Annotated in this window: 16 protein-coding genes; 6 read left to right on the top strand and 10 right to left on the bottom strand. The window is 69.7% G+C overall.

The window, feature by feature from the left end; all coding sequences use genetic code 11:
- Positions 1-305 precede the first annotated feature (305 nt).
- The 3 genes from helR to ABT061_RS05200 all read right to left on the bottom strand — a co-directional run bounded on the left by helR (position 306) and on the right by ABT061_RS05200 (position 5,371).
- On the bottom strand, positions 306-2,453 hold the full coding sequence (gene helR / locus ABT061_RS05210; RefSeq protein WP_350912879.1) for an RNA polymerase recycling motor ATPase HelR: 2,148 nt from the start codon (positions 2,451-2,453) through the stop codon (positions 306-308).
- A 188-nt stretch (positions 2,454-2,641) separates the two neighbouring features.
- Positions 2,642-3,877, bottom strand: coding sequence for a glycosyltransferase (locus ABT061_RS05205; RefSeq protein WP_350912877.1), 1,236 nt, complete (start codon positions 3,875-3,877; stop codon positions 2,642-2,644).
- Between the two features lie 342 nt (positions 3,878-4,219).
- The gene (locus ABT061_RS05200; RefSeq protein ID WP_350912874.1) at positions 4,220-5,371 is read right to left on the bottom strand and encodes an acetyl-CoA C-acetyltransferase; all 1,152 of its coding nucleotides are present in this window, start codon (positions 5,369-5,371) and stop codon (positions 4,220-4,222) included.
- A gap of 124 nt (positions 5,372-5,495) precedes the next feature.
- Between ABT061_RS05200 and ABT061_RS05195 the strand changes: the two genes are divergently transcribed.
- Entirely contained in the window at positions 5,496-6,185 is a 690-nt protein-coding gene (locus ABT061_RS05195) for a TetR/AcrR family transcriptional regulator (RefSeq protein ID WP_350912872.1), read from the top strand.
- 87 nt (positions 6,186-6,272) lie between these two features.
- Complete coding sequence (locus ABT061_RS05190) at positions 6,273-6,965, top strand: DNA alkylation repair protein (RefSeq protein ID WP_350912870.1); 693 nt, start codon at positions 6,273-6,275, stop codon at positions 6,963-6,965.
- Positions 6,966-7,109: 144 nt separating this feature from the next.
- On the opposite strand, the gene ABT061_RS05185 is transcribed toward ABT061_RS05190, so the two are convergent.
- The 6 genes from ABT061_RS05185 to ABT061_RS05160 all read right to left on the bottom strand — a co-directional run bounded on the left by ABT061_RS05185 (position 7,110) and on the right by ABT061_RS05160 (position 13,206).
- A complete protein-coding gene (locus ABT061_RS05185; protein ID WP_350912868.1) occupies positions 7,110-7,982 on the bottom strand; it encodes a chitosanase in 873 nt (290 codons plus the stop codon).
- Positions 7,983-8,165: 183 nt separating this feature from the next.
- Complete coding sequence (locus ABT061_RS05180; RefSeq protein ID WP_350912866.1) at positions 8,166-9,077, bottom strand: carbohydrate ABC transporter permease; 912 nt, start codon at positions 9,075-9,077, stop codon at positions 8,166-8,168.
- The gene (locus tag ABT061_RS05175; RefSeq protein WP_350912864.1) at positions 9,077-9,979 is read right to left on the bottom strand and encodes a carbohydrate ABC transporter permease; all 903 of its coding nucleotides are present in this window, start codon (positions 9,977-9,979) and stop codon (positions 9,077-9,079) included. Before ABT061_RS05175 ends, ABT061_RS05180 begins: the two co-directional genes overlap by 1 nt.
- Positions 9,980-10,105: 126 nt before the next feature.
- Complete coding sequence (gene ngcE / locus ABT061_RS05170) at positions 10,106-11,515, bottom strand: N-acetylglucosamine/diacetylchitobiose ABC transporter substrate-binding protein (RefSeq protein ID WP_350912862.1); 1,410 nt, start codon at positions 11,513-11,515, stop codon at positions 10,106-10,108.
- 39 nt (positions 11,516-11,554) lie between these two features.
- Positions 11,555-12,319, bottom strand: a complete 765-nt coding sequence (locus ABT061_RS05165; RefSeq protein ID WP_350912860.1) for a sugar isomerase domain-containing protein — start codon at positions 12,317-12,319, stop codon at positions 11,555-11,557.
- A gap of 2 nt (positions 12,320-12,321) precedes the next feature.
- The gene (locus ABT061_RS05160) at positions 12,322-13,206 is read right to left on the bottom strand and encodes a MurR/RpiR family transcriptional regulator (protein ID WP_350912858.1); all 885 of its coding nucleotides are present in this window, start codon (positions 13,204-13,206) and stop codon (positions 12,322-12,324) included.
- Between the two features lie 189 nt (positions 13,207-13,395).
- On the opposite strand from ABT061_RS05160, the gene ABT061_RS05155 reads away from it, so the two are divergent.
- Positions 13,396-13,764, top strand: a complete 369-nt coding sequence (locus ABT061_RS05155; protein ID WP_350912856.1) for a hypothetical protein — start codon at positions 13,396-13,398, stop codon at positions 13,762-13,764.
- 90 nt (positions 13,765-13,854) lie between these two features.
- Here ABT061_RS05155 and ABT061_RS05150 read toward each other — a convergent pair whose 3' ends face one another.
- Positions 13,855-14,937 carry a thiolase C-terminal domain-containing protein gene (locus tag ABT061_RS05150; RefSeq protein ID WP_350912854.1) on the bottom strand — a complete coding sequence of 361 codons (1,083 nt, stop codon included), beginning with the start codon at positions 14,935-14,937 and terminating at the stop codon, positions 13,855-13,857.
- A 445-nt stretch (positions 14,938-15,382) separates the two neighbouring features.
- On the opposite strand from ABT061_RS05150, the gene glnII reads away from it, so the two are divergent.
- From glnII to ABT061_RS05135, 3 genes are all read left to right on the top strand, one after another.
- On the top strand, positions 15,383-16,396 hold the full coding sequence (gene glnII, locus ABT061_RS05145) for a glutamine synthetase (protein WP_350912852.1): 1,014 nt from the start codon (positions 15,383-15,385) through the stop codon (positions 16,394-16,396).
- A 401-nt stretch (positions 16,397-16,797) separates the two neighbouring features.
- Positions 16,798-17,709 carry a TrmB family transcriptional regulator gene (locus ABT061_RS05140; protein WP_350912850.1) on the top strand — a complete coding sequence of 304 codons (912 nt, stop codon included), beginning with the start codon at positions 16,798-16,800 and terminating at the stop codon, positions 17,707-17,709.
- 70 nt (positions 17,710-17,779) lie between these two features.
- On the top strand, positions 17,780-19,444 hold the full coding sequence (locus ABT061_RS05135; RefSeq protein ID WP_350912848.1) for an NAD(P)/FAD-dependent oxidoreductase: 1,665 nt from the start codon (positions 17,780-17,782) through the stop codon (positions 19,442-19,444).
- Positions 19,445-19,465 lie beyond the last annotated feature (21 nt).

The following is a 19,465-nucleotide window of genomic DNA, read 5'->3' as shown; positions in this document are numbered from 1 at the left end:
GACCGGCCGACACGAAGCCTGGGCGCGACGTGACGGGTGCCCGATGCCGCGCGATACCTCCGGTGTCGCCGGGCACCCGGGGATCCCGCGTGGTTCACCCGGACACCGGCGGCCTTCCCGGCTGATCGCGTCGAGCAGCAGCGTGGCGGCCACCGCCGCCCCGTCAGTACGGATCACGGCACTCGCCCGTACGCGGGTCTCGGGGGCCAGGACCGTCCTGAGCGCGGCCGACAGGGACTCGACGGTGCGCCGGCGTCCAGGAAGGCCACCGACTCGGCCGGGAGCGGGCTTTCGTCCGGCCGATGTCAGGAGCTCGTGAGGATGACGAGTTGCCGGGTCGCTCGGGTCATCGCGACATAGCGGTCGACCGCTCCTTCGATGCCGTCGCCGAACGCCTCCGGGTCGATGAGGACGACCAGGTCGAACTCGAGCCCCTTCGACAGCTCCGGGGTCAGCGACCGGACGCGAGGCGTCGCCCGGAACGTGGGATCACCGATGACGCAGGCGGTCCCCTCGGCATGCGCGGCGAGCCAGGTGTCGAGGATCGAGCCCAGATCCGAAGCGGATCCGTGGACGACGGGGACGTCGCCGCTACGGATGGAGGTCGGCACGTTGGCGTCCGGGAGCACGGCCCGGATGACCGGTTCGGCCTCCGCCATGATCTCTTCCGGCGTCCGGTAGTTGACGGTCAGGGAGGCCAGGTTGATCCGGTCGAGCCCGATTCGCTCGAGCCGTTCCTGCCACGACTCCGTGAACCCGTGCCTGGCCTGGGCACGGTCCCCGACGATGGTGAAGCTCCGGGACGGGCAGCGGAGCAGCAACATCTGCCACTCCGCGTCGGTCAGTTCCTGAGCCTCGTCCACGACGATGTGCGCGAACGGGCCGGCGAGCAGGTCCGGGTCGAGGGTGGGCAGCTCGGACTCGTCAACCAGATTTCGCTGGAGGTCCTCTCGGCGCAGCTGTGTCACGAGGCCTTCGCCGTCGTCATCGGCCTCGATCAGGGCGTCGACGACCTGGGCCATGCGCTCGCGCTGGGCGGCGAGAGCAGCTTCCTGCCGACGCCTGTGACGTGACGCCTCCGGGTCGCCGAGCCGCTGCCGCGCCGCGTCCAGGAGCGGCAGGTCGGACACCGTCCAGGCCTGGGCGTCCGCGCGCTGCAGCGCCTGAACGTCATCGCGGCTGAGCCAGGGAGCGCACTTCCGCAGGTAGGCGGGTACCGACCACAGGTCTCCGACGAGGTCGGCCGCTTCGATCAGCGGCCACGCGCGGTTGAAGGTCGTGAGCAACTCCCTGTCCTGCAGCAGCGACTTGCGGAGCAGGTGAGCCGGGGCGCCGTCGTCGTGCTTGTCCATCAGGATCGTGAGCAGTTCCTCCCAGATCTGGTCGCGGGCCTCGTTGTGCGGAGTGCCGGGGTCCGGTGCTTCGAACGCCTCGGCCCAATCGTCGGCGCTCAGCCAGACGTCGGACCAGAGGGTGGTGACCGTCATCCCCTTGGTGGGCGGGTTCTCGTAGAACCTGACGGCAGGCTCGATCGCCTTCACCAGGTCCGCGGACGACTTCAGGCGGGCCACGTCCGGGTCGGCCTCGATCGCCGCTGCGGCTCCCTCGGCGACGAGATCCCGCAGGGTGCAGGTCTGCACACCCTCCTCTCCGAGGCTGGGGAGGACGTCGGCGACGTAGGCCAGGTAGGGCTGGTGCGGACCGACGAACAGCACGCCGCCCCGGTGGTGACCGAGGCGAGGGTCGGAGTAGAGGAGGTAGGCGGAGCGGTGCAGAGCGACGACGGTCTTCCCCGTACCCGGACCGCCGTCGACGACGAGAGCGCCGCGCGATCCCGCGCGGATGATGGCGTCCTGGTCGGCCTGGATGGTGCCGAGCACGTCTCGCATCCGGGCCGACCGGTTGCCGCCCAGGCTGGCGATGAAGGCGGACTGGTCGTCGAGCGCGGCGTGCCCTTCAAACCCGTCGGAGGTGAACACCTCGTCCCAGTAGTCACTGACCCGGCCGCGGGTCCAGCGATACCTGCGGCGGCTTGCCAGGCCCATCGGGTTGGCGTGGGTGGCTCCGAAGAACGGCTCGGCCGCGGGGGAGCGCCAGTCGAGCAGCAGCCGACGACCCGCGCTGTCCGTGAGGCCGAGTCGTCCGACGTACACGGGCTCGGAGTTGTCCGCGCCGACCATGTGTCCGAGGCACAGGTCCAAGCCGAAGCGACGCAGCGCGCGCAGGCGAGCGGTCAGCCGGTGGATCTCCAGGTCCCGGTCCACCGCCTGCCGGCCTTTGCCGCCGGGCGCCTTGCGCTCGGCATCGAGGCGGTCGGACAGGTCGGCGATCGACTGCTCGAGGCTCTCCGCGATGGCCGCGAAGTGCTGCTCGTCGCCGTCGATCAGCCTCGGGTCGGCCTTGGGGGCGAGGTGGTCGGGAAGGTCAAACGCGCTGGTGGTCAGCGGGTTCACGTCGTTGGCTCCGATCTGGGGTCGCTTGCGGCCATTGCGCGCGGCAAGGCGTCTGGACGAGCGTGACGAACCTGGTGGCCATGACGAGCAACGCTCCGCCTGACGTGGCCCCCGGCCGTTGCCGGTTCAGGTCGCCAGGGTTCGCGGGTTCTCGTGTTCCGGGTCCTGGATCGCCGATCCCATGTGGTTCACGCGGACACCGGCGGCCTTTCCCGGCTGATCGCGTCGAGCAGCAGCGTCGCGGCCACCGTCGTCCCGTCGGTGCGGATCGTGCCGGCCACGGCCCTCGCCCGTGCGCGGGTCTCGGGGGCCAGGACCGTTCTGAGCGCGGCCGACAGGGACTCGACGGTCGGAGCCGGACCGTCGTGTGCCGCACCGATGCCCAGGCCGGCCACCCGGCCGGCCCAGTACGGCTGATCCGTCGCCTGGGGTACCACCACCTGAGGCGCGCCGGCCCGGGTGGCCGTCGTCGTCGTGCCCGCGCCGCCGTGATGCACGACGGCGGCCACCCGGCCGAACAGTGCCTGCTGGTTGACCTCGCCGACGACGAAGCAGTCGTCCCGGTCGTCGATCAGGGCCAGGTCCGCCCAGCCGTGGGAGACCACTACACGGCGGCCCTGCGCGCGGATCGCCTCGATGGCCACCCGGGCGGCGTCCTTCGACGCGTGCATGGGCATGCTGCCGAAGCCCACGTACACCGGTGGTGTGCCGGTGTCCAGGAACGTCACCAACTCGGCCGGGAGCAGGCGTTCGTCCGGCAGGATCCACGCGCCGGTCTGCACGACGTCGAGGTCCGGCGTCTCCTGCCACGGGTCCAGCGTCGGGTCCGTCGCCAGCCACGGCTGGTCGCCGATGACGTAGTCGCGAACGTTGTCCACCGGTGGCAGGCCGATCGACGCCCGGTTCGTGTTGAGCGCCGCACCGAACAGCGCGTTGACGCTCTGGGCGTCCAGCTCCCACAGCACCCGGTTGTCGGTCACGTCCGGCGGGAACGGCCGGCCCGGATACGCCAGCGGCGGGTGGTACGGCGACGGCAGGGTGATCTGCTGGAAGGCCACGAACACGGAGCGGATGCCCAGTTTCTCGGCCACCGACCGCGCGCCGGCCGCGGCTGGCATCATGCCGGTCGCCACCAACGCGTCACACCCCTCGGCCGCCGCGGTGACCGCGTCGAACTGGCCGGCGATCAACTCGGCCGCGCGCCGGGGCAGGTCCGCCGCCGACGGTGCCATGGTCGTCAGCGCGCGCGCCGACCGGCCGACCGGCACCAGCGGCACGTCGACACCGGCCAACCGCTGCGCGAAGTCCTCGTCCGGCGGCGCGCACACCCGCACCTCCGCGCCGAGTTCCCGCAACCGCACCGCGAGTCCCACCAGCGGTTCGACGTCCCCGCGTGACCCATACGTCGACAACAACACTCGCATTTCGTATCCCCCGTTTCCGCAGGTTCTGGCCTCGGCCGACGATTCTGCGGCACGACCCGGGTCTTGTGGCAAGCCCCCCGGTGCGCTATACGTTGAGAGTGGAAAGGAGTGGGTACTCCCCTTTCCCCTCACCGACTGGGCCAGGAGAACACCGGCGCCGACTGCGGCAGGTGAGCGAAGGCGAACCCGACCGCACCCGGCATCCCACTCCCCCGAACCGCCCCCGAGATCAGGAACACGCTCGAACGCCACACGCCCACTACCGACCGGTATACGGAGCTACCTGGCGGCTGTGGACACGTTCGGGAGCAGATCCCGGTGGGGCGGCCTCGCCGGAGGCGGTCAGAGCCGTTCGATGATCGTCACGTTGGCCTGGCCGCCGCCCTCGCACATCGTCTGCAGCCCGTACCGGCCGCCGGTCCGCTCCAGCTCGTGCAGGAGCGAGGTCATCAGCCGGGCGCCGGTCGCGCCGAGCGGGTGGCCGAGGGCGATGGCACCGCCGTTGGGGTTGACCCGGCCGGGGTCGGCGCCGGTCTCCTTCAGCCAGGCCAGCACGACGGGGGCGAACGCCTCGTTGATCTCGACGGCGTCGATGTCGCCGATCGTCATACCCGCCCTGCGCAGGGCGTACGCGGTGGCGGGGATCGGCGCGGAGAGCATCATGACGGGGTCGTCGCCGCGGGCGGAGATGTGGTGGATCCGGGCGCGCGGGGTCAGTCCGTGGGCCTTGACCGCCCGCTCGGAGGCGACGAGAAGCGCGGCCGCGCCGTCGGAGATCTGCGAGGAGAGCGCGGCGGTGAGCCTTCCCCCCTCGACCAGGGTCCTGAGCCCGGCCATCCGCTCCAGGCTGGTGTCACGGCGCGGGCCCTCGTCGGTGGAGACGCCCTCGTAGGGGACGATCTCGGCGGCGAAGCGCCCCTCGTCGATCGCGCTGAGCGCCCGCCGGTGGGACCGGTACGCGAACTCCTCCATCTCAAGTCGCGATATATCCCATTTTTCGGCGATCATTTCGGCGCCCCGGAACTGGGACACTTCCTGTCCGCCGTACCGGGCCTGCCAGCCCTTGGAACCCGCGAACGGGCTGTCGAAGCCGAGCGCCTGCCCGGCGGTCATGGCATAGCCGATCGGGACCCGGCTCATGTTCTGCACGCCACCGGCGACGATCAGGTCGGCGGTGCCCGACAGTACCGCCTGGGCGGCGAAGTGGAGTGCCTGCTGGGAGGAGCCGCACTGGCGGTCGACGGTGACGCCGGGCACCCCCTCGGGCAGCCCGGCGGCCAACCAGCAGGTACGGGCGATGTCGCCGGCCTGCGGGCCGACGGTGTCGACGCACCCGAACACGACGTCGTCCACGGCCTCGGGATCCACTCCGGTGCGCCCGACAAGCTCGCGGATGGCGTGGGCGCCCAGGTCGGCGGGGTGCGCGTCGGCGAGACCGCCGTTCCTGCGGCCCACCGGGGTACGGACCGCGCCGACGATGTATGCCTCGGTCATTGTCTGAATCCCTTCGGTCTTCACCTGGCGACAAGCGTAGCAAGCGCTTGGTTAAAAACAGAAGCCGCGATGAGCTGGCGCGTTTCGGTGAACAAGCGATTGCGCAAGGGTTCATAATGGGGGAGTGAACACGCGAAAGAACTCCGGCGGCGCGACCACGACCCCGGTCAAGCGCCAGGGTGGGACCAAGCGCGCGGCCGCATCCGGCCCGGCGTCAGAGCGCCGCGATCATCTCGTCAAACTCGCCGCCGAGCTCTTCGCCCGCAAGGGCTTCCAGGCGACCACCGTCCGGGAGATCGCCGAAGAGGCCGGCATCCTCTCCGGAAGCCTCTACCACCACTTCGACTCCAAGGAGACGATCGTCGACGAGGTGCTGACCACCTTCCTCGACGACCTCGTCGGCCGCTACCGCGCCGCCCTGGAACAGGACGGCGACTCCCGCACGATCCTCTCAGAGATGGTGCGCATCGGGTTCAGCACTCTGGAGCCCCACCGCGCGGCGATCACCGTCATGCAGAACGACTGGAACTACCTGCGCTCACTCCCCGGTGACCGCTTCGACTACCTGGTCAAGGCCGAGGACGAGGTCGAGCGGATGTGGGTCGGGCAGATCAAGCTCGGCCAGGCCGCCGGCCTGTTCCGCGCCGACGTCGATCCCAAGCTCACCTACCGCATGATCCGCGACACCATCTGGGTGGCGGTGCGCTGGTTCCGCCCGGGAGGACGCCTCAACACCGCGGGTCTCGCCGAGCACTACATCACCGTCCTGTTCGACGGCCTGGCGACCGGCGAGCGGAGCAGCCAGAAGGCTTGACACCCGTGAGCGGAACCCCGCGCGGAGAGCGACGCGGCCTGTGAGAATCAAGCCGTCCGCGAAGCGAACGGGAAGTGGTGGGCGAGCGTGGAGATACTGCAGAAGGCCGTGCGCATGGCACTCACCGAGGTGGCCGACCCCGCCAAGGCCCCGGTCATGCGGGCCTACATGAAGTCGGAGATGCCCTTCCTCGGGGTGCAGGCCGCACCTCGCCGCGCGGCGTTGAAGCGGGTGTTCACCGAGTACTACGTGGAGACGGCGCCCGCGTGGCGGGAGGCGACGCTGGCCCTGTGGCACGGGGCCGAGTACCGCGAGGAGCGCTACGCGGCGATCGAGCTGACCGGTTTCCGCCTCTACCGGGGCTTCCAGACGCTCGACGCGCTGCCGATGTACGAGGAGATGATCGTCACCGGAGCCTGGTGGGACTACGTCGACGACCTCGCCGTCCACCGCGTCGGCGGCCTGCTCGCGGCCTTCCCCGACACCATGCGCCCCCTCATGCTGCGCTGGGCCCGCGGCACCGACCTGTGGAAGCGCCGGACGGCCATCCTCTCCCAGAACCGTTTCAAGTCCGCCACCGACATCGGCCTGCTGTACGCCTGCATCGAGCCGAGCCTGTCGGACAACGACTTCTTCGCCCGCAAGGCGATCGGCTGGGCCCTGCGCGAGTACGCCAAGACCAACCCCGACGAGGTCGTCCGCTACGTCGACCACACCGGCATCAGCGGCCTGAGCCGCCGCGAGGCCCTGAAGAACCTCCCGGCGCGGCGTTCCGGGTGATCGCGCTCCGCACCTCCCTCCAGGACCTCCCCTGTCGCGGATAGCCGACGATGTCTCTCGGTATTCGAGAGCGTCAACGACGCCGACCAGGAATGTCGAGGCGGAGTGCCCCGGCGGGGTGGGGGCCGCCGGGGCTTGGCGGGGTCAGCTGATCTTGAAGGAGTCTCCGTAGACCTTCCAGGACAGCGGGGTGTCGAGGTCGAGGTTGCCCTTGTTGAGGAAGACCCGCTGGGCGGTGTCGACGCGGCTGGTGTCCTCGTGAGCCTCCTCGGCCTTCATGGCGACCTTGCGGGCGTCGAGGAAGGCGTGCAGGTACTTCGTCTCGTCGCCGCCCTGCGCGGGGGGCTTCGCCTTCTTCAGGGCGTTCTTGCGGATCGCGCTGAAGCTCTGCGGATTGGTGCCGTCGCCGTGCATGACGATGGCGTCGTAGTAGACGAACTGGCCGAGGGCGCGCAGGCCGTCCTTCTTTGCCTGGCTGACCGCGGGGTTGAAGTAGACCCGGTCACGCTCGTCGTGCTGGGCCTGCTGGAAGGCCGTGTCCTTGGCGGCGGTCTTCCAGTCCTTGGTGTAGTTCGGGTCGAGACCCTTGTGGGAGGCGGTGCCGTCGACCTTGCGCAGGGCGGGGAGATACCTGGCGAGCACGTTCCCCGGTTTGCGCCGGGCGTAGAGCTCGACAAGGTCGAGCATGTCGCCGGTTCCGGAGCAGAAGCCGATGATCCCGGCGGTGTAGCCGCGGCCGTCGCCGATGTCCTCGATGTACTTGTACTGCGCCTTCCAGTCCAGCGAGGAGTTCTCGGCGCTGGACACCAGCTGCATGGCGATGTCCTTCTTGCGCGGGTTGTTGAGGTCGGCCGCCGCGGAGTCGGCGACCAGCCCGGCGGGCGCGGCGGCGGGCGAGAGCGTAGCCGCGTGCCCGACGCCGGCGGGGGCGATCAGGGCCGGGACCGCGATCGCGGCCGAGGCCAGCAGGAGGCGCGGGGTGCGGCGGCCGAGGCGGGAGTTCGATGAGATGGACACGTGTCTCTCCAAGGGGATGGTGGAGGAACGATCTCTCCGATGACGGGACGCGGGCGGGGAGTATCTCGCTCGTTAGGAAACTTTCCTAACGAACCTAACCGCCAACAAGCCCCGCCAGTCAACCCGTTCGCACGAATCGAACCTCAAGGCTGCCTTATGAAAGCTTCAAAAGGCTCAAGCGGCCTACTTGAGCGCGCCCGCGGTGAGGCCCTTCTGGATCTGGCTCTGGAAGAGCGTGTAGACGATCATCATCGGCAGGATGGCCATGCTCAGCGCGGCGAACAGGGCCGACCAGTCGGCGTCGTAGCCGGCCGCCGTGGAGATGTCGGCGATGCCCTGGGTGAGCACCCACTTGTCCCTGTCCGAGGTGAGCAGCACCAGGGGCAGTTGATACTGGTTCCACTGGCCGAGCACGTTGAAGATGGTCACGCTGATGATGCCCGGCTTGGCCATCGGGAGCATGATCCGGAAGAAGACCCGGGCATGCGAGGCCCCGTCCACGAAGGCCGCCTCGGCCACCGCGCCCGGCAGCGTCCTGAAGAACGCGGCGAGGAAGAAGACCGTGAAGGGCAGCGAGTAGGCGATGTAGACCAGCACCAGCCCGCCGTGCGTGTTCAGGCCGATGAACCGGCCGATCACCGGAACCGTCCCCATGTTCTGCACGACGAAGAACAGCGGGGTCAGCGCCAGGTAGACCGGGAAGGCCAGGCCGGAGACGAACAGCAGATAGATCGCCCGGTTGCCGCGAAAGCGGTAGCGGGCCAGCACGTACGCGGCCATCGAGCCGAACAGCATCGTGCCGAAGGTACTGAAGGCCACCACCACGATGCTGTTGATCATGTACTGGCCGATGTGCGCCTGCTCCCAGGCGCGAGCCCAGTTGTCGAAGCGGAGGGAGGCCGGCAGCGACCAGGCGTCGCCGAAGATCTCGTCCTCGCTCTTCACCGAGGCGAGGAAGGTCCACACGATCGGCACGACGACCAGGACCGTCCAGACCAGCAGTGCGACGTGCGTCAGGGCCGACAGGGGGCCGAGCCGCCTCCTGCGCTCCTCGCGGGCCCAGGCCCGGCTCCGGGGAATCACGGCGTCCGCCACTAGAACTCGATCCGTTCACGTCGCGACAGGCGCAGGGCCAGTGTCGCGAACCCGATGGTGAAGAAGAACAGCACCACGCCCATCGCGGAGGCGTAGCCGAACTTGAAGTACTGGAAGGCGGTGCGGTAGATCTCCGCCGCCATCACGGTCGTGGAGTGGTCGGGCCCGCCGTGTTCCGCCGTCATCACCCACACGATGGCGAAGACGTCCAGCGCGGCGATGCCGAGGTAGACCCAGCCGACCTGGATCGTGTCCCAGAGCAGCGGCAGCGTGACCCGCAGGAACAGCTGCACCCTTCCCGCGCCGTCGATCGCCGCCGCCTCGAACAGGTCGCGGGGGATGGAGGAGATGCCGGCGGAGAAGAGCACGACGTAGAAACCGACGGCCTGCCAGACCAGCACGGCGAGAATCGACCAGAACGCGACCCTGGTGTCCGACAGGAAGCCGATCGGCTCGAACCCCAGGGCGATGAGCGGCGCGTTGAGCATCCCGCTGCGGTCGGGCCTGAAGACCTGCTGGAACAGTACGGCGACCACGGCGACGGCCAGCACCTGGGGGAAGAAGAACACCACCCGGTAGAACTTCGACCCCCAGATGCCCCCGGTGCCGCCCCGCCCGCCCGCGTTGAGCAGGAAGGCGAAGAAGAGCGCGATCCCCAGGGTCAGGATCGGCATCAGGACCAGCAGGATGAGGTTGTGACTGACGGCCTTCCAGAACACGTTGTCGGCCAGGAGTCGCTGGAAGTTCTCCAGGCCCACCAGCCGCGGGCTCGCGTTCACCCCGCGCCAGTCGGTGAACGCGATGTAGAAGGCCTGCGCGTAGGGCGCGATCACGTAGATCACGTAGAGGGCCACCGGGATCACCAGGAATCCCGCGACGAACCGTGTCCTGCCGTGGTTCATGAGCGACTCGCCGTTCGGTGATCGGCCCGTCGCCGGGCGGGCCGGTGAACCGTGGACCTCAACGCGATCTCCTGCCTAGGGGTGGTGTCGGCACTGGCGTCCCCCGTTACCGAACGGGGGCGGACGTCAACGGTTGAACTTCTTCACCGAGGTGTCCTTCTTGATCGCGTCGGCCTTCCGCTGCGCGCGGTCCGCCCACGCGTCGACGGTCAGCTTGCCGGCCATGAGCTGCCCGGTCGCGGCGGCCACCTCGTCGTGCAGCTCGACGTACCACTTGCGGAACAGGAACCAGACGGCGTTGTCACCGGCCGCGTTCAGCGCGGCCGAGGCGCTCTTGAGGCCGGGCTTGAGCGTCTTGCCCTCCCCCGCGCCCTTGACGACGGTGAGCGTGGAGACCAGCTCCATGAACTTGCCCGCGCCCTCCTTGGAGAGCATGGCGCGCATGTACTCCAGACCCGCGTTGGGGTTGGCCGACTTCGCCGAGACGACGTACTCCTCGCCGGGCCGGGCGTGCAGGGTGCCGTACGGCAGGGCGTCCGAGGAACCGAAGTCGGGCAGCGTGAACATCGCGTAGCCGAAGTCGGCCGGGGTGGAGTCCTTCTGCTCGTTCTCCAGCCAGGAGCCGCAGGGCAACATGGCGACCTGGCCCTTGTTGTGCGCCGTCTGGGTCTGCACGTGGTCGAGCCCCGCGGTGCCCTGGAGCAGATACTTCGCCCCGACCTCGGCGAAGGCCGCCGCGGCCTGCTTGACCGGCTCGGCCTTCCAGGCGCCGTCCTCGAGGTTGTCGATGTTCTTCAGCACGTCCTTGCCGCCGATCTTCGCGGCGAGCGTGAGGATGGTCTCGTAGATGTAGAAGGGGTGCTTGCCGGCGTAGGTGAAGGGCGCGATCTTGCCCGCCTTCTTGATGGTCTCGCACAGGGCCAGGAAGTCGGCCCAGGTCTTGGGGATCTGCCAGCCCTCGGCCTCGAAGAGCTTCTGCGAGTACCAGATGCCCCAGACGGTGGTGGCGTAGTTGAGGACGTAGGGCTTGCCGTCGTAGCTGCCCAGCTCGATCGCGTTCGGGTCGATCGTGTCGCGCACCTTGACCGCGGGGTCGTCCCAGCTGGGCGCGTCGTACAGCGGCGTGAGGTCGGCGAGCTGACCGTCCTGGACCAGGGCGCCGAAGTCCATCGCGTTGGCGCCGGAGTTGTTGATGAACTCCGGCGGGTTCCCACCGGCGAAGCGCGGCTGGAGGGTCTTGGCGATCTCCTTGGTCGCGTTGTGTTTGATCTCCAGCTTGGGGTGCCTGGCCTGGAGCAGCTTCTCGTGGACGTCCTTGGCGTAGGCGTCGCCGAAACCGCCGTCGAAGATCCAGATCTCCAGGGGCCTGTCCTCGGCGAAGCCGAGCGGGTTGGCCGCGCTGGTGGCCCCGGCGGCGGGTGCCGAGGACGCGGCGCCGCCGTTGCCCGCGGGGGTGGCGCACGCGGACAGGGCGGGCAGGGCGAGGCCGGCCAGGGCCGCGCTGCGCAGGAGCTCGCGCCTGGATAGCTGGGTCATGCTTCCTCCTGGGGGTGGCCTGGAAGTGACAGGCAGTGGTCAGGCACCTCGCCGGATCCTTCCGGCGTAGCGGTTCTCGAGAGCACGGTTGTGCTCGTCTCCGCCGGTCACGTTGGCGGAGCGGTAGATCGGCGGAGTGTGGCCCGCCTCGATCAGCGTGCGCACCACCTCGGCCACGACCATCTGGGCCAGCAGCGCCGAGGTGATCGTGGAGACCGCCCCGAACGTGCCGCCGTCCGGGAGCGGGAGTACCGCGTCACCGTACGGAGCTCGGTTGTCGAGCACCACGTCGGCGAGGTCGAGCAGCTTGCGGCCCGAGGGGTGGCGCGAGGTCATCGCGGTGCTGTGCCGTACGGAGGTCAGGGCGATCAGGCCGTGCCCCTGCTCCTTGACGATCGAGGCCAGCTCGACCACCGAGCCGTTCACCCCGGAGCTGGAGATCAGCACGAACACGTCCTGCGGCCGGACGGGCGCCAGGTCGTAGATCCGCCGGGCGACCGACGGATCGCGCTCCAGCTCGCCGGGGGCTCCGAGGAGGGTGCCGACCGGGGCGTCCCCGTACAGGACGACGTCACGCAGGGCCAGACGGTTGCTGGGCACCAGGCCGCCCGCGCGCCCGGCGATCTCCATGGCGATCGCCTCGGAGTGCCCGGAGCCGAAGGCCTGGATCACGCCGCCGTCGAGCAGGGAGGTCACCGTCAACGCGGCCGCGTCCCGTACCGCGGCCTCCTGGGTCCGGGAGACCTCGTCCACCAGGGCTTTCACCTCATGGACGTACTCGACGGCCCCGATATTGATGTCCACGCTCAGTTCCTCTCCACGCGGTGGCTCTCGAGGGCCCGGATCGTCAGCTCGAACGCCTCGTTGGTCTGCTCGTAGGTGCGCTGCGCGACCGCGACGTAGACGGTGTCGAGGACGAAGAGCTGGGAGTGGACCGCGGCCAGGCCACCCAGCCGGAAGGTGGTCTCGCGGCTGGCGGTGGTCAGTACCAGCTCCGACAACTCCGCCAGCGGGGAACGGGCGAAGGAGGTGACCGCGACGGTCAGCGCGCCCCGGTCTCCGGCCTCGCCGAGGGACTCCAGCACCTCGCGGGTACGGCCCTGGTGGGAGATGCCGATGGCGACGTCGCCCTCGCCGAGCAGCGCCGCGTCGGCGAGCGCCTCGTGCGCGTCGGCGTGGCTCCAGCAGGGGACCCGGATGCGGCGCAACCGCCCGCCCATCATCCCGGCCACCGCCCCGCTGGTGGAGACCCCGAAGATGAGGACGCGGCGGGCCGCGACGATGGCCTCGGCGACCTTGGCGACGGTGCCCGCGTCGAGCTGGGCCGCGGTCTCCTGGATGAGCCGCGAGTCGGCGGCGGCCATCACGCCGATCGCCGCGTCGAGCGGGTCGGTGGGGCCGATCTCGTGGCCCACCCCCATGTCCCAGTTGGCCTGCGCCGCGCGGCCGGTCTCGGTGGCCAGCGCGACCCGTAGCCCGGCGTATCCCGCGAAACCGAACACCCTGCAGAAACGGGTGACCGTGGCGGGCGAGCTGCCGCTCCGCTCGGCCAGCGTGATGATCGTGGATCGCGCCGCCTCCGCGGGGTCGGCCAGGATCGCCTCACCCACCCGGCGCAGCGCCTCCGGCAGCGCGGGCGTCTCGGTCTGGATGCGTCCGAGCGCACCTGCGGCCACAAGTATTCCTTTCATCAAAAATCATCTGGGTGAAAATTATTCTCAACTCGGGGCCGAGTCAAGACCATCGGGGGCATGGTGGAGGGTGTGACGCCGGTGGCTCCGGAGTCCGCGGGAAAAGTTCCGACAACCTACGCCGCCCGTCAAGCGTCGTTCATGGCAGAGGTTCCAGAAAAGGAGCCGCCCGACGGAGGCGAACCCACGATGACTCGACGTCCGGCCGACACGCCGCCCCAGGTTTCCAGTGCGCACGTCCACGACGAGCTGGCCGCCCGGCGCGCCCGGCGCGCCCGGGACCAGAGACTGCGCAACGACCCGCACCTCCGGCTGCTCGAACGCGAGCACGGAGTTCGCTTCACGGTCGAGGAGCTCCAGGCCGTGGACCGGCAGGCCCAGGAGACGCGGGCGCCACGCCACGAGGAGCCGACGCTGGACGAGGAGACGCGCTCCCTGCAGCTGCTCGTCTGGCGCCGCCTGGGCCCGAGGGGGTTCCAGGGGTTCATGCGGGATCTGGAGGAGATGGAGGCCGAGCTCGCCGGCTCTCGGGAGGACGACTGGGACGAGTCCAGCTGAGCCCGTGTCCGGCCCCGCGCCCGCCGCGCCCCGCCGAGTGGCCGACCCGGCGTGGTCGGCACTCGCCCACCCCCCGCGCGCGTCGCGGCCTCAGCCGGGGCGGACCAGCAGGGCCGCGCTGCCGTAGCTGCCGCCGAATCCGGTCACCAGCGCGGTCTCGCGACCCGCTCTGAGTTCCCTTACGGCCTGGGCCACGTTGTTCAGCCCGTGCACGTACCCCTCCGACAGCAGGCCGCCGTGCGGATTGACCCCGGCGTGGCGGCGGGCGAGGAGGAACTCGCCCAGCTCGGCCCGGCCGGCCAGGCCGAAGTCCTCCAGCTGCCGGGGCACCAGCCAGGAGTAGGCGTCGTAGAGCAGGGCGACGTCCACGTCCCGGGGCCGCATGCCCGACTTCTCCCACAGGGGAGCCGCGACATGGGCGGAGAAGACCGCGGTGACGTCGGGCGAACGGTCCATGGACGAGCAGCCCGGCCCCCCTCCCCTGACCACGGCGTGGATCCGGGGAGCCTCCGGGGCGAGCCGCGCGTCGCGGATCACCAGCGCGCAGGCGCCGTCCGTCTCCTGGCAGCAGTCGACGGTCCGCAGCGGTGCGCAGACGTACGGCCTGGCCAGGTACTCCTCCAGCGAGAGCGGATCGCGCCGCAGGGCGCGCGGGTTGGCCGCGGCGTTGTCCCGTGACTGGGCGACGACCGCGTGCAGATGCTCCTCTCCCAGACCGGTCTCGTGCAGGTAGCGCTGCGCCGCCAGGGCGAACATCGGGATCGGTCCCGCCATCCCGTACGGGACCGTGAAGCGCTCCTGCGGACCGGTGGAGACGGTGTTCATACGCCTGCCCGAGCGGCCGTTCAGCGCCCGGTAGACCAGCACGCTGCCCGCGACGCCGCAGGCGATGAGCATCGCCGCGTCGCCGAGGATGGACGCCGTCTGGGTACCGCCGCCGGAGATGTCGTTGTGCCAGCCCAGCCTTTCGATTCCCAGTGCCCTCGCGACACCGACCACGGGGGCCGAGTCGTTCATGTGGTAGCTGAGGACCGCGTCGACCTGCCCGGCCTCCAGGCCGGCGTCGGCCAGCGCGGCGCGGGACGCCTCGACGGCGAGTTCCAGCTCGGTCCTGCCCGAGGCCCGCGTCAGGGCCGTCATCCCGAGGCCCGCGACGGCCGCCCTACCTCGCATCCGGCTCCTGACAGATCGGGTCGCCCGCCGAGACGGGGCGCGATCCGTCCCGGCGGACGACGTCCGTGGACCGCCGGGACGTCGTGGACGCGGGCGGATCTCGGCCATCGCCCGTCACGGTAACGCGGTCACCTTTCTTAGGCAAGCGCTTGCTCGGTTAAGTGGGCGGCGGATTGGCCGGAGGCTCCGGGCCGGCCGCCCTCGACCTCCGCCCACCGCTCCGCGGCACGCCGTTTCCTCCGCGATGAACGTCTACATCGGGCCAATCGGCCGGCAAAAGGGCAGCTCACAGGGGCAGAGAATGGCATGTGCGGTTTTCGGGGCGGCCGCTGCCTGCCCGGATGAGGTTGGGTAACACTCTGTTCACATACGGGCAACAGTTGCGAAATCGCGACTTGCAAATCTTTGGTGGCAGCAGACACCTCCACCCTCAAGGACTCCGCCGATGACCTTCAAGGCCGAATACATCTGGATCGACGGTACCGAGCCGACCGCCAAGCTCCGCTCAAAGACCAAGGTCATGGCGGACGGTGCCGAACTCCCGATCTGGGGCTTCGACGGGTCCAGCACCAACCAGGCCGACGGTTCCTCCTCCGACCGCGTGCTCAAGCCGGTGTTCACCTGCCCGGACCCGATCCGCGGCGGCGGCAACGTGCTGGTGCTGTGCGAGGTGCTCAACCCCGACATGACCCCGCACGCCAGCAACGCCCGTGCGGCCCTCGTCGAGGTCGCGGAGAAGTACGCCGACCAGGAGTCGTGGTTCGGCATCGAGCAGGAGTACACCTTCTTCAAGGAGGGCCGTCCGCTCGGCTTCCCGCTCGGCGGCTTCCCCGCCCCGCAGGGGGGTTACTACTGCGGCGTCGGCGCCGACGAGGTCTTCGGCCGCGAGATCGTCGAGAAGCACCTCGACTACTGCATCGAGGCGGGCCTGGCCATCTCCGGCATCAACGCCGAGGTCATGCCCGGGCAGTGGGAGTTCCAGATCGGCCCGGCCGGCCCCCTGGAGGTCTCCGACCACATGTGGATCGCCCGCTGGCTGCTCTACCGCACCGCCGAGGACTTCAACATCGCCGCCACCCTGGACGCCAAGCCGGTGAAGGGTGACTGGAACGGCGCGGGCGCGCACACCAACTTCTCCACCAAGGCGATGCGCGAGGGCTACGACCCGATCATCACCGCCTGCGAGGCCCTCGCGGCGAACGCCCTGGAGCACGTCAAGTACTACGGCGCCGGCATCGAGGACCGTCTCACCGGCCTCCACGAGACCGCCCCCTGGAACGAGTTCAGCTACGGCGTCTCCGACCGCGGCGCCTCGGTCCGCATCCCGTGGCAGGTCGAGGTGGAGAAGAAGGGCTACATCGAGGACCGGCGTCCGAACGCCAACGTCGACCCCTACCAGGTGACCCGCCTCATCGTGAACACCTGCTGCTCCGCTCTGGAGAAGGCCGAACAGGTCTGATCCCGACCGAAGAACGCGAAGGCCGCGAACGTCCTGCCGGGGGCGTCCGCGGCCTTCCGCTTTCCCGGTGGCGACCGCACAGCGGCCGGTGCCGGCCGGACCGAAATAGCGCAGCCCAAATAAAAGTAAAATGTCGATATACCGCCCATCGGGACGTTCCGCGCCCCCACCCCGGCGGGAGCGGCTTCTCGCCCCGCCCGGCCGGGATGGGCGGGCGCCAGGCCCGTGACCGTTTCGAACACAGGAACCACAAACGGGCAGGCGATTCATCTGCCGGGTAAACCCGGCAGGCCCCCTCTCGCCAAACGATGGCCTCCAACCCGGGTGCGTGACGAAAATCCCACGAAACAGCTGCTTTAGGACAGCGCTAAAGGGGTAGCTCGCGCCGTACCATAACTGCGATGCAGGACGTAGTGGAGCAATTACAGCGTTTGGGGATGTCGGGCTACGAGGCCAAGGCATACGTCACCCTGGTCGGTGCCGGCCAGCCCCTCAACGGCTACGAGGTCGCCAAGCGCTCAGGCGTGCCACGCAGCATGGTCTACGCGACCCTGGGCAAGCTGGTGGCCAAGAGCGCGGCCTACGAGTTGCGTGGCGCCGACGACGCCGTCGACTACCTGCCGCTGCCACCGCGCTCCCTGCTGGAACGCATGCGCCGGGAGTTCGACGACTCGATCGAGTCGCTGGAGGTCTCGCTGCCCGTGATCGTGGCGTCCCCCAGGGCACACCTGATCCACAGCCTCAAGGACGCGGAGGCACTGCTCGCGCGGGCCGAGGACGTGGTGGCCGAGGCGCACACCGACCTGTTCCTGTCGATCTGGCCCGCGGAGATGGAGCGGCTCTCCCCACTGGTCGGGCGGGCCGTCGAGCGCGGGGTCGAGACCTCGGTGCTGCACTTCGGACCGGTGCAAAAGCCGGTCGGGAACCTCTACGAGCACCGCTTCCCCGCCCCGTGCGCGACCACGGAGGCCCAAGGGGGGCAGGGCCTGGACCATCGGCTGCTGGTCGTCGTGGGCGACAGGCGGGAGGCCCTGGTCGGCGGCTTCGCCGGCGGCACCGCGTGGGGCGTCTACACCGAGGACCCGGCCGTCGTCGCGATGGCCGTCCAGTACGTCAGGCAGGACATCGCCCTGCAGATCATCGCCGACCGGATCGGCCACGAGAGCATGGGCGAGCTCTGTGCCCGTGATCCCGAACTCAGGCGCTTCCTCACCGACCACGGTTGCGCGACCGCCCTGCTGCGCGCCGCCGGGATACCCGGCCACGGTCCCGATCCGGCCCCCACGACCGCGCCCGATGGGCGATTGCTTTAACACGAATGTGGCATCCTTCGGAGAGGTTGTCCCCATCTCGAGGGTCTCTATCTGTGGGGGAAGACAGCGCATGGATAAACCGGTCATCATGACGGTCGACGACGATCCAGGTGTATCACGCTCCGTCGCGCGCGACCTGCGGCGCCGCTATGGCCATTCCTACCGGATCGTCCGGGCCGACACCGCTGTCCAGGGCATCGAGAGCGTCCGCGAACTTCGGCTCCGCGGCGACGACGTCGCGGCGATTCTCGCCGACTACCGAATGCCCCAGATGAACGGCGTGGAGTTCCTGGAACAGGCCATGGACCTGTATCCGTACGCCCGCCGCGTACTGCTGACCGCCTACGCCGACACCGAGGCCGCGATCCAGGCGATCAACGTGGTCGACCTCGACCACTACCTGCTCAAACCGTGGGACCCGCCGGAGGAGAAGTTCTACCCGGTGCTGGACGCCCAGCTCGACGCCTGGCAGCGCACCGACCGGCGCGAGTCCGACGAGCTGCGGGTGGTGGGCGCGCGCTGGTCGGCTCCCTCGTACGAGGTCAGGGACTTCCTGTCGCGCAACCAGGTGCCCTACCGCTGGATGCTGGACGACTCCCCCGAGGGCGCCGAGCTGCTCGCGGCGGCCGGGGAGAAGGGCGGTACCGGTCCGGCCAGGGTGCCGCTGGTCGTCACCGGCGACGGTGCGAAACTCACCGCGCCGAACCTGTCCGAGCTGGCCCAGGCCGTCGGGCTGTCCACCGCCCCGGCCACCGACTTCTACGACCTGATCGTGATCGGGGGCGGCCCCGGCGGGCTGGGCGCCGCGGTCTACGGCGCCTCCGAAGGACTGCGCACGGTGATGGTCGAGCAGCACGCCTCGGGCGGGCAGGCGGGCCAGAGCTCCAGGATCGAGAACTACCTGGGCTTTCCCGACGGCGTCTCCGGCGCGCAACTCGCCGACCGGGCCAGGCGTCAGGCCTTGAAATTCGGCGCCGAGCTGCTCACCGCCCGCACGGTCACCAGCCTTGAGGTCAAGGGCCAGGCCCGGGTGGTCGGCTTCGCCGACGGCGGCTCGATCGCGGCGCACACCGTCATCCTGGCCACCGGCGTCTCCTACCGGCGGCTGAACGCCCCCGGCCTCGACGAGTTCATCGGCTCCGGCTGCTACTACGGCGCGGCCATGACCGAGGCGCCCGAGTGCAGCAACCGCGAGGTCTACATCGTCGGCGCCGCCAACTCGGCGGGTCAGGGCGCGGTCTACCTGTCCGGGTACGCCAGCAGGGTCTACCTGGTCGTCAGGGGTGACGGGCTGGAGCGGACCATGTCGCACTACCTGATCGAGCAGATCTCGCAGATCCCGAACATCGAGGTGCTCACCGAGACCGAGGTGGTCGGCGCCGAGGGCGAGGGGCACCTGGAGCGGATCACGCTGAAGGGCCCGGACGGCGAGCGCACGGTCGGGGCCGAGTGGCTGTTCGTCTTCATCGGCGCCGAGCCGTTCACCGACTGGCTCGGCGAGACCGTCGAACGCGACGCCAGGGGCTTCGTCCTGACCGGTCCCGACCTGACCGCCGACGAGAACAGGCCGCGCAACTGGCCGCTCCGGCGGGATCCGTACCACCTGGAGACGAACGTTCCCGGGGTGTTCGCCGCCGGCGACGTCCGGGCCGACTCGATCAAGCGGGTCGCCTCCGCGGTCGGCGAGGGCGCGATGGCCGTGGCCCTCGTCCACCGCTACCTGGAGAAGACGTGACCAGGTCCCTCTCCGTGCTCG

Origin of the sequence: Streptosporangium sp. NPDC002544 (assembly GCF_040295965.1) — a bacterium.
In the GTDB taxonomy this organism is placed as follows: domain Bacteria; phylum Actinomycetota; class Actinomycetes; order Streptosporangiales; family Streptosporangiaceae; genus Streptosporangium.
This window is presented reverse-complemented; position numbering and strand designations above follow the sequence as displayed.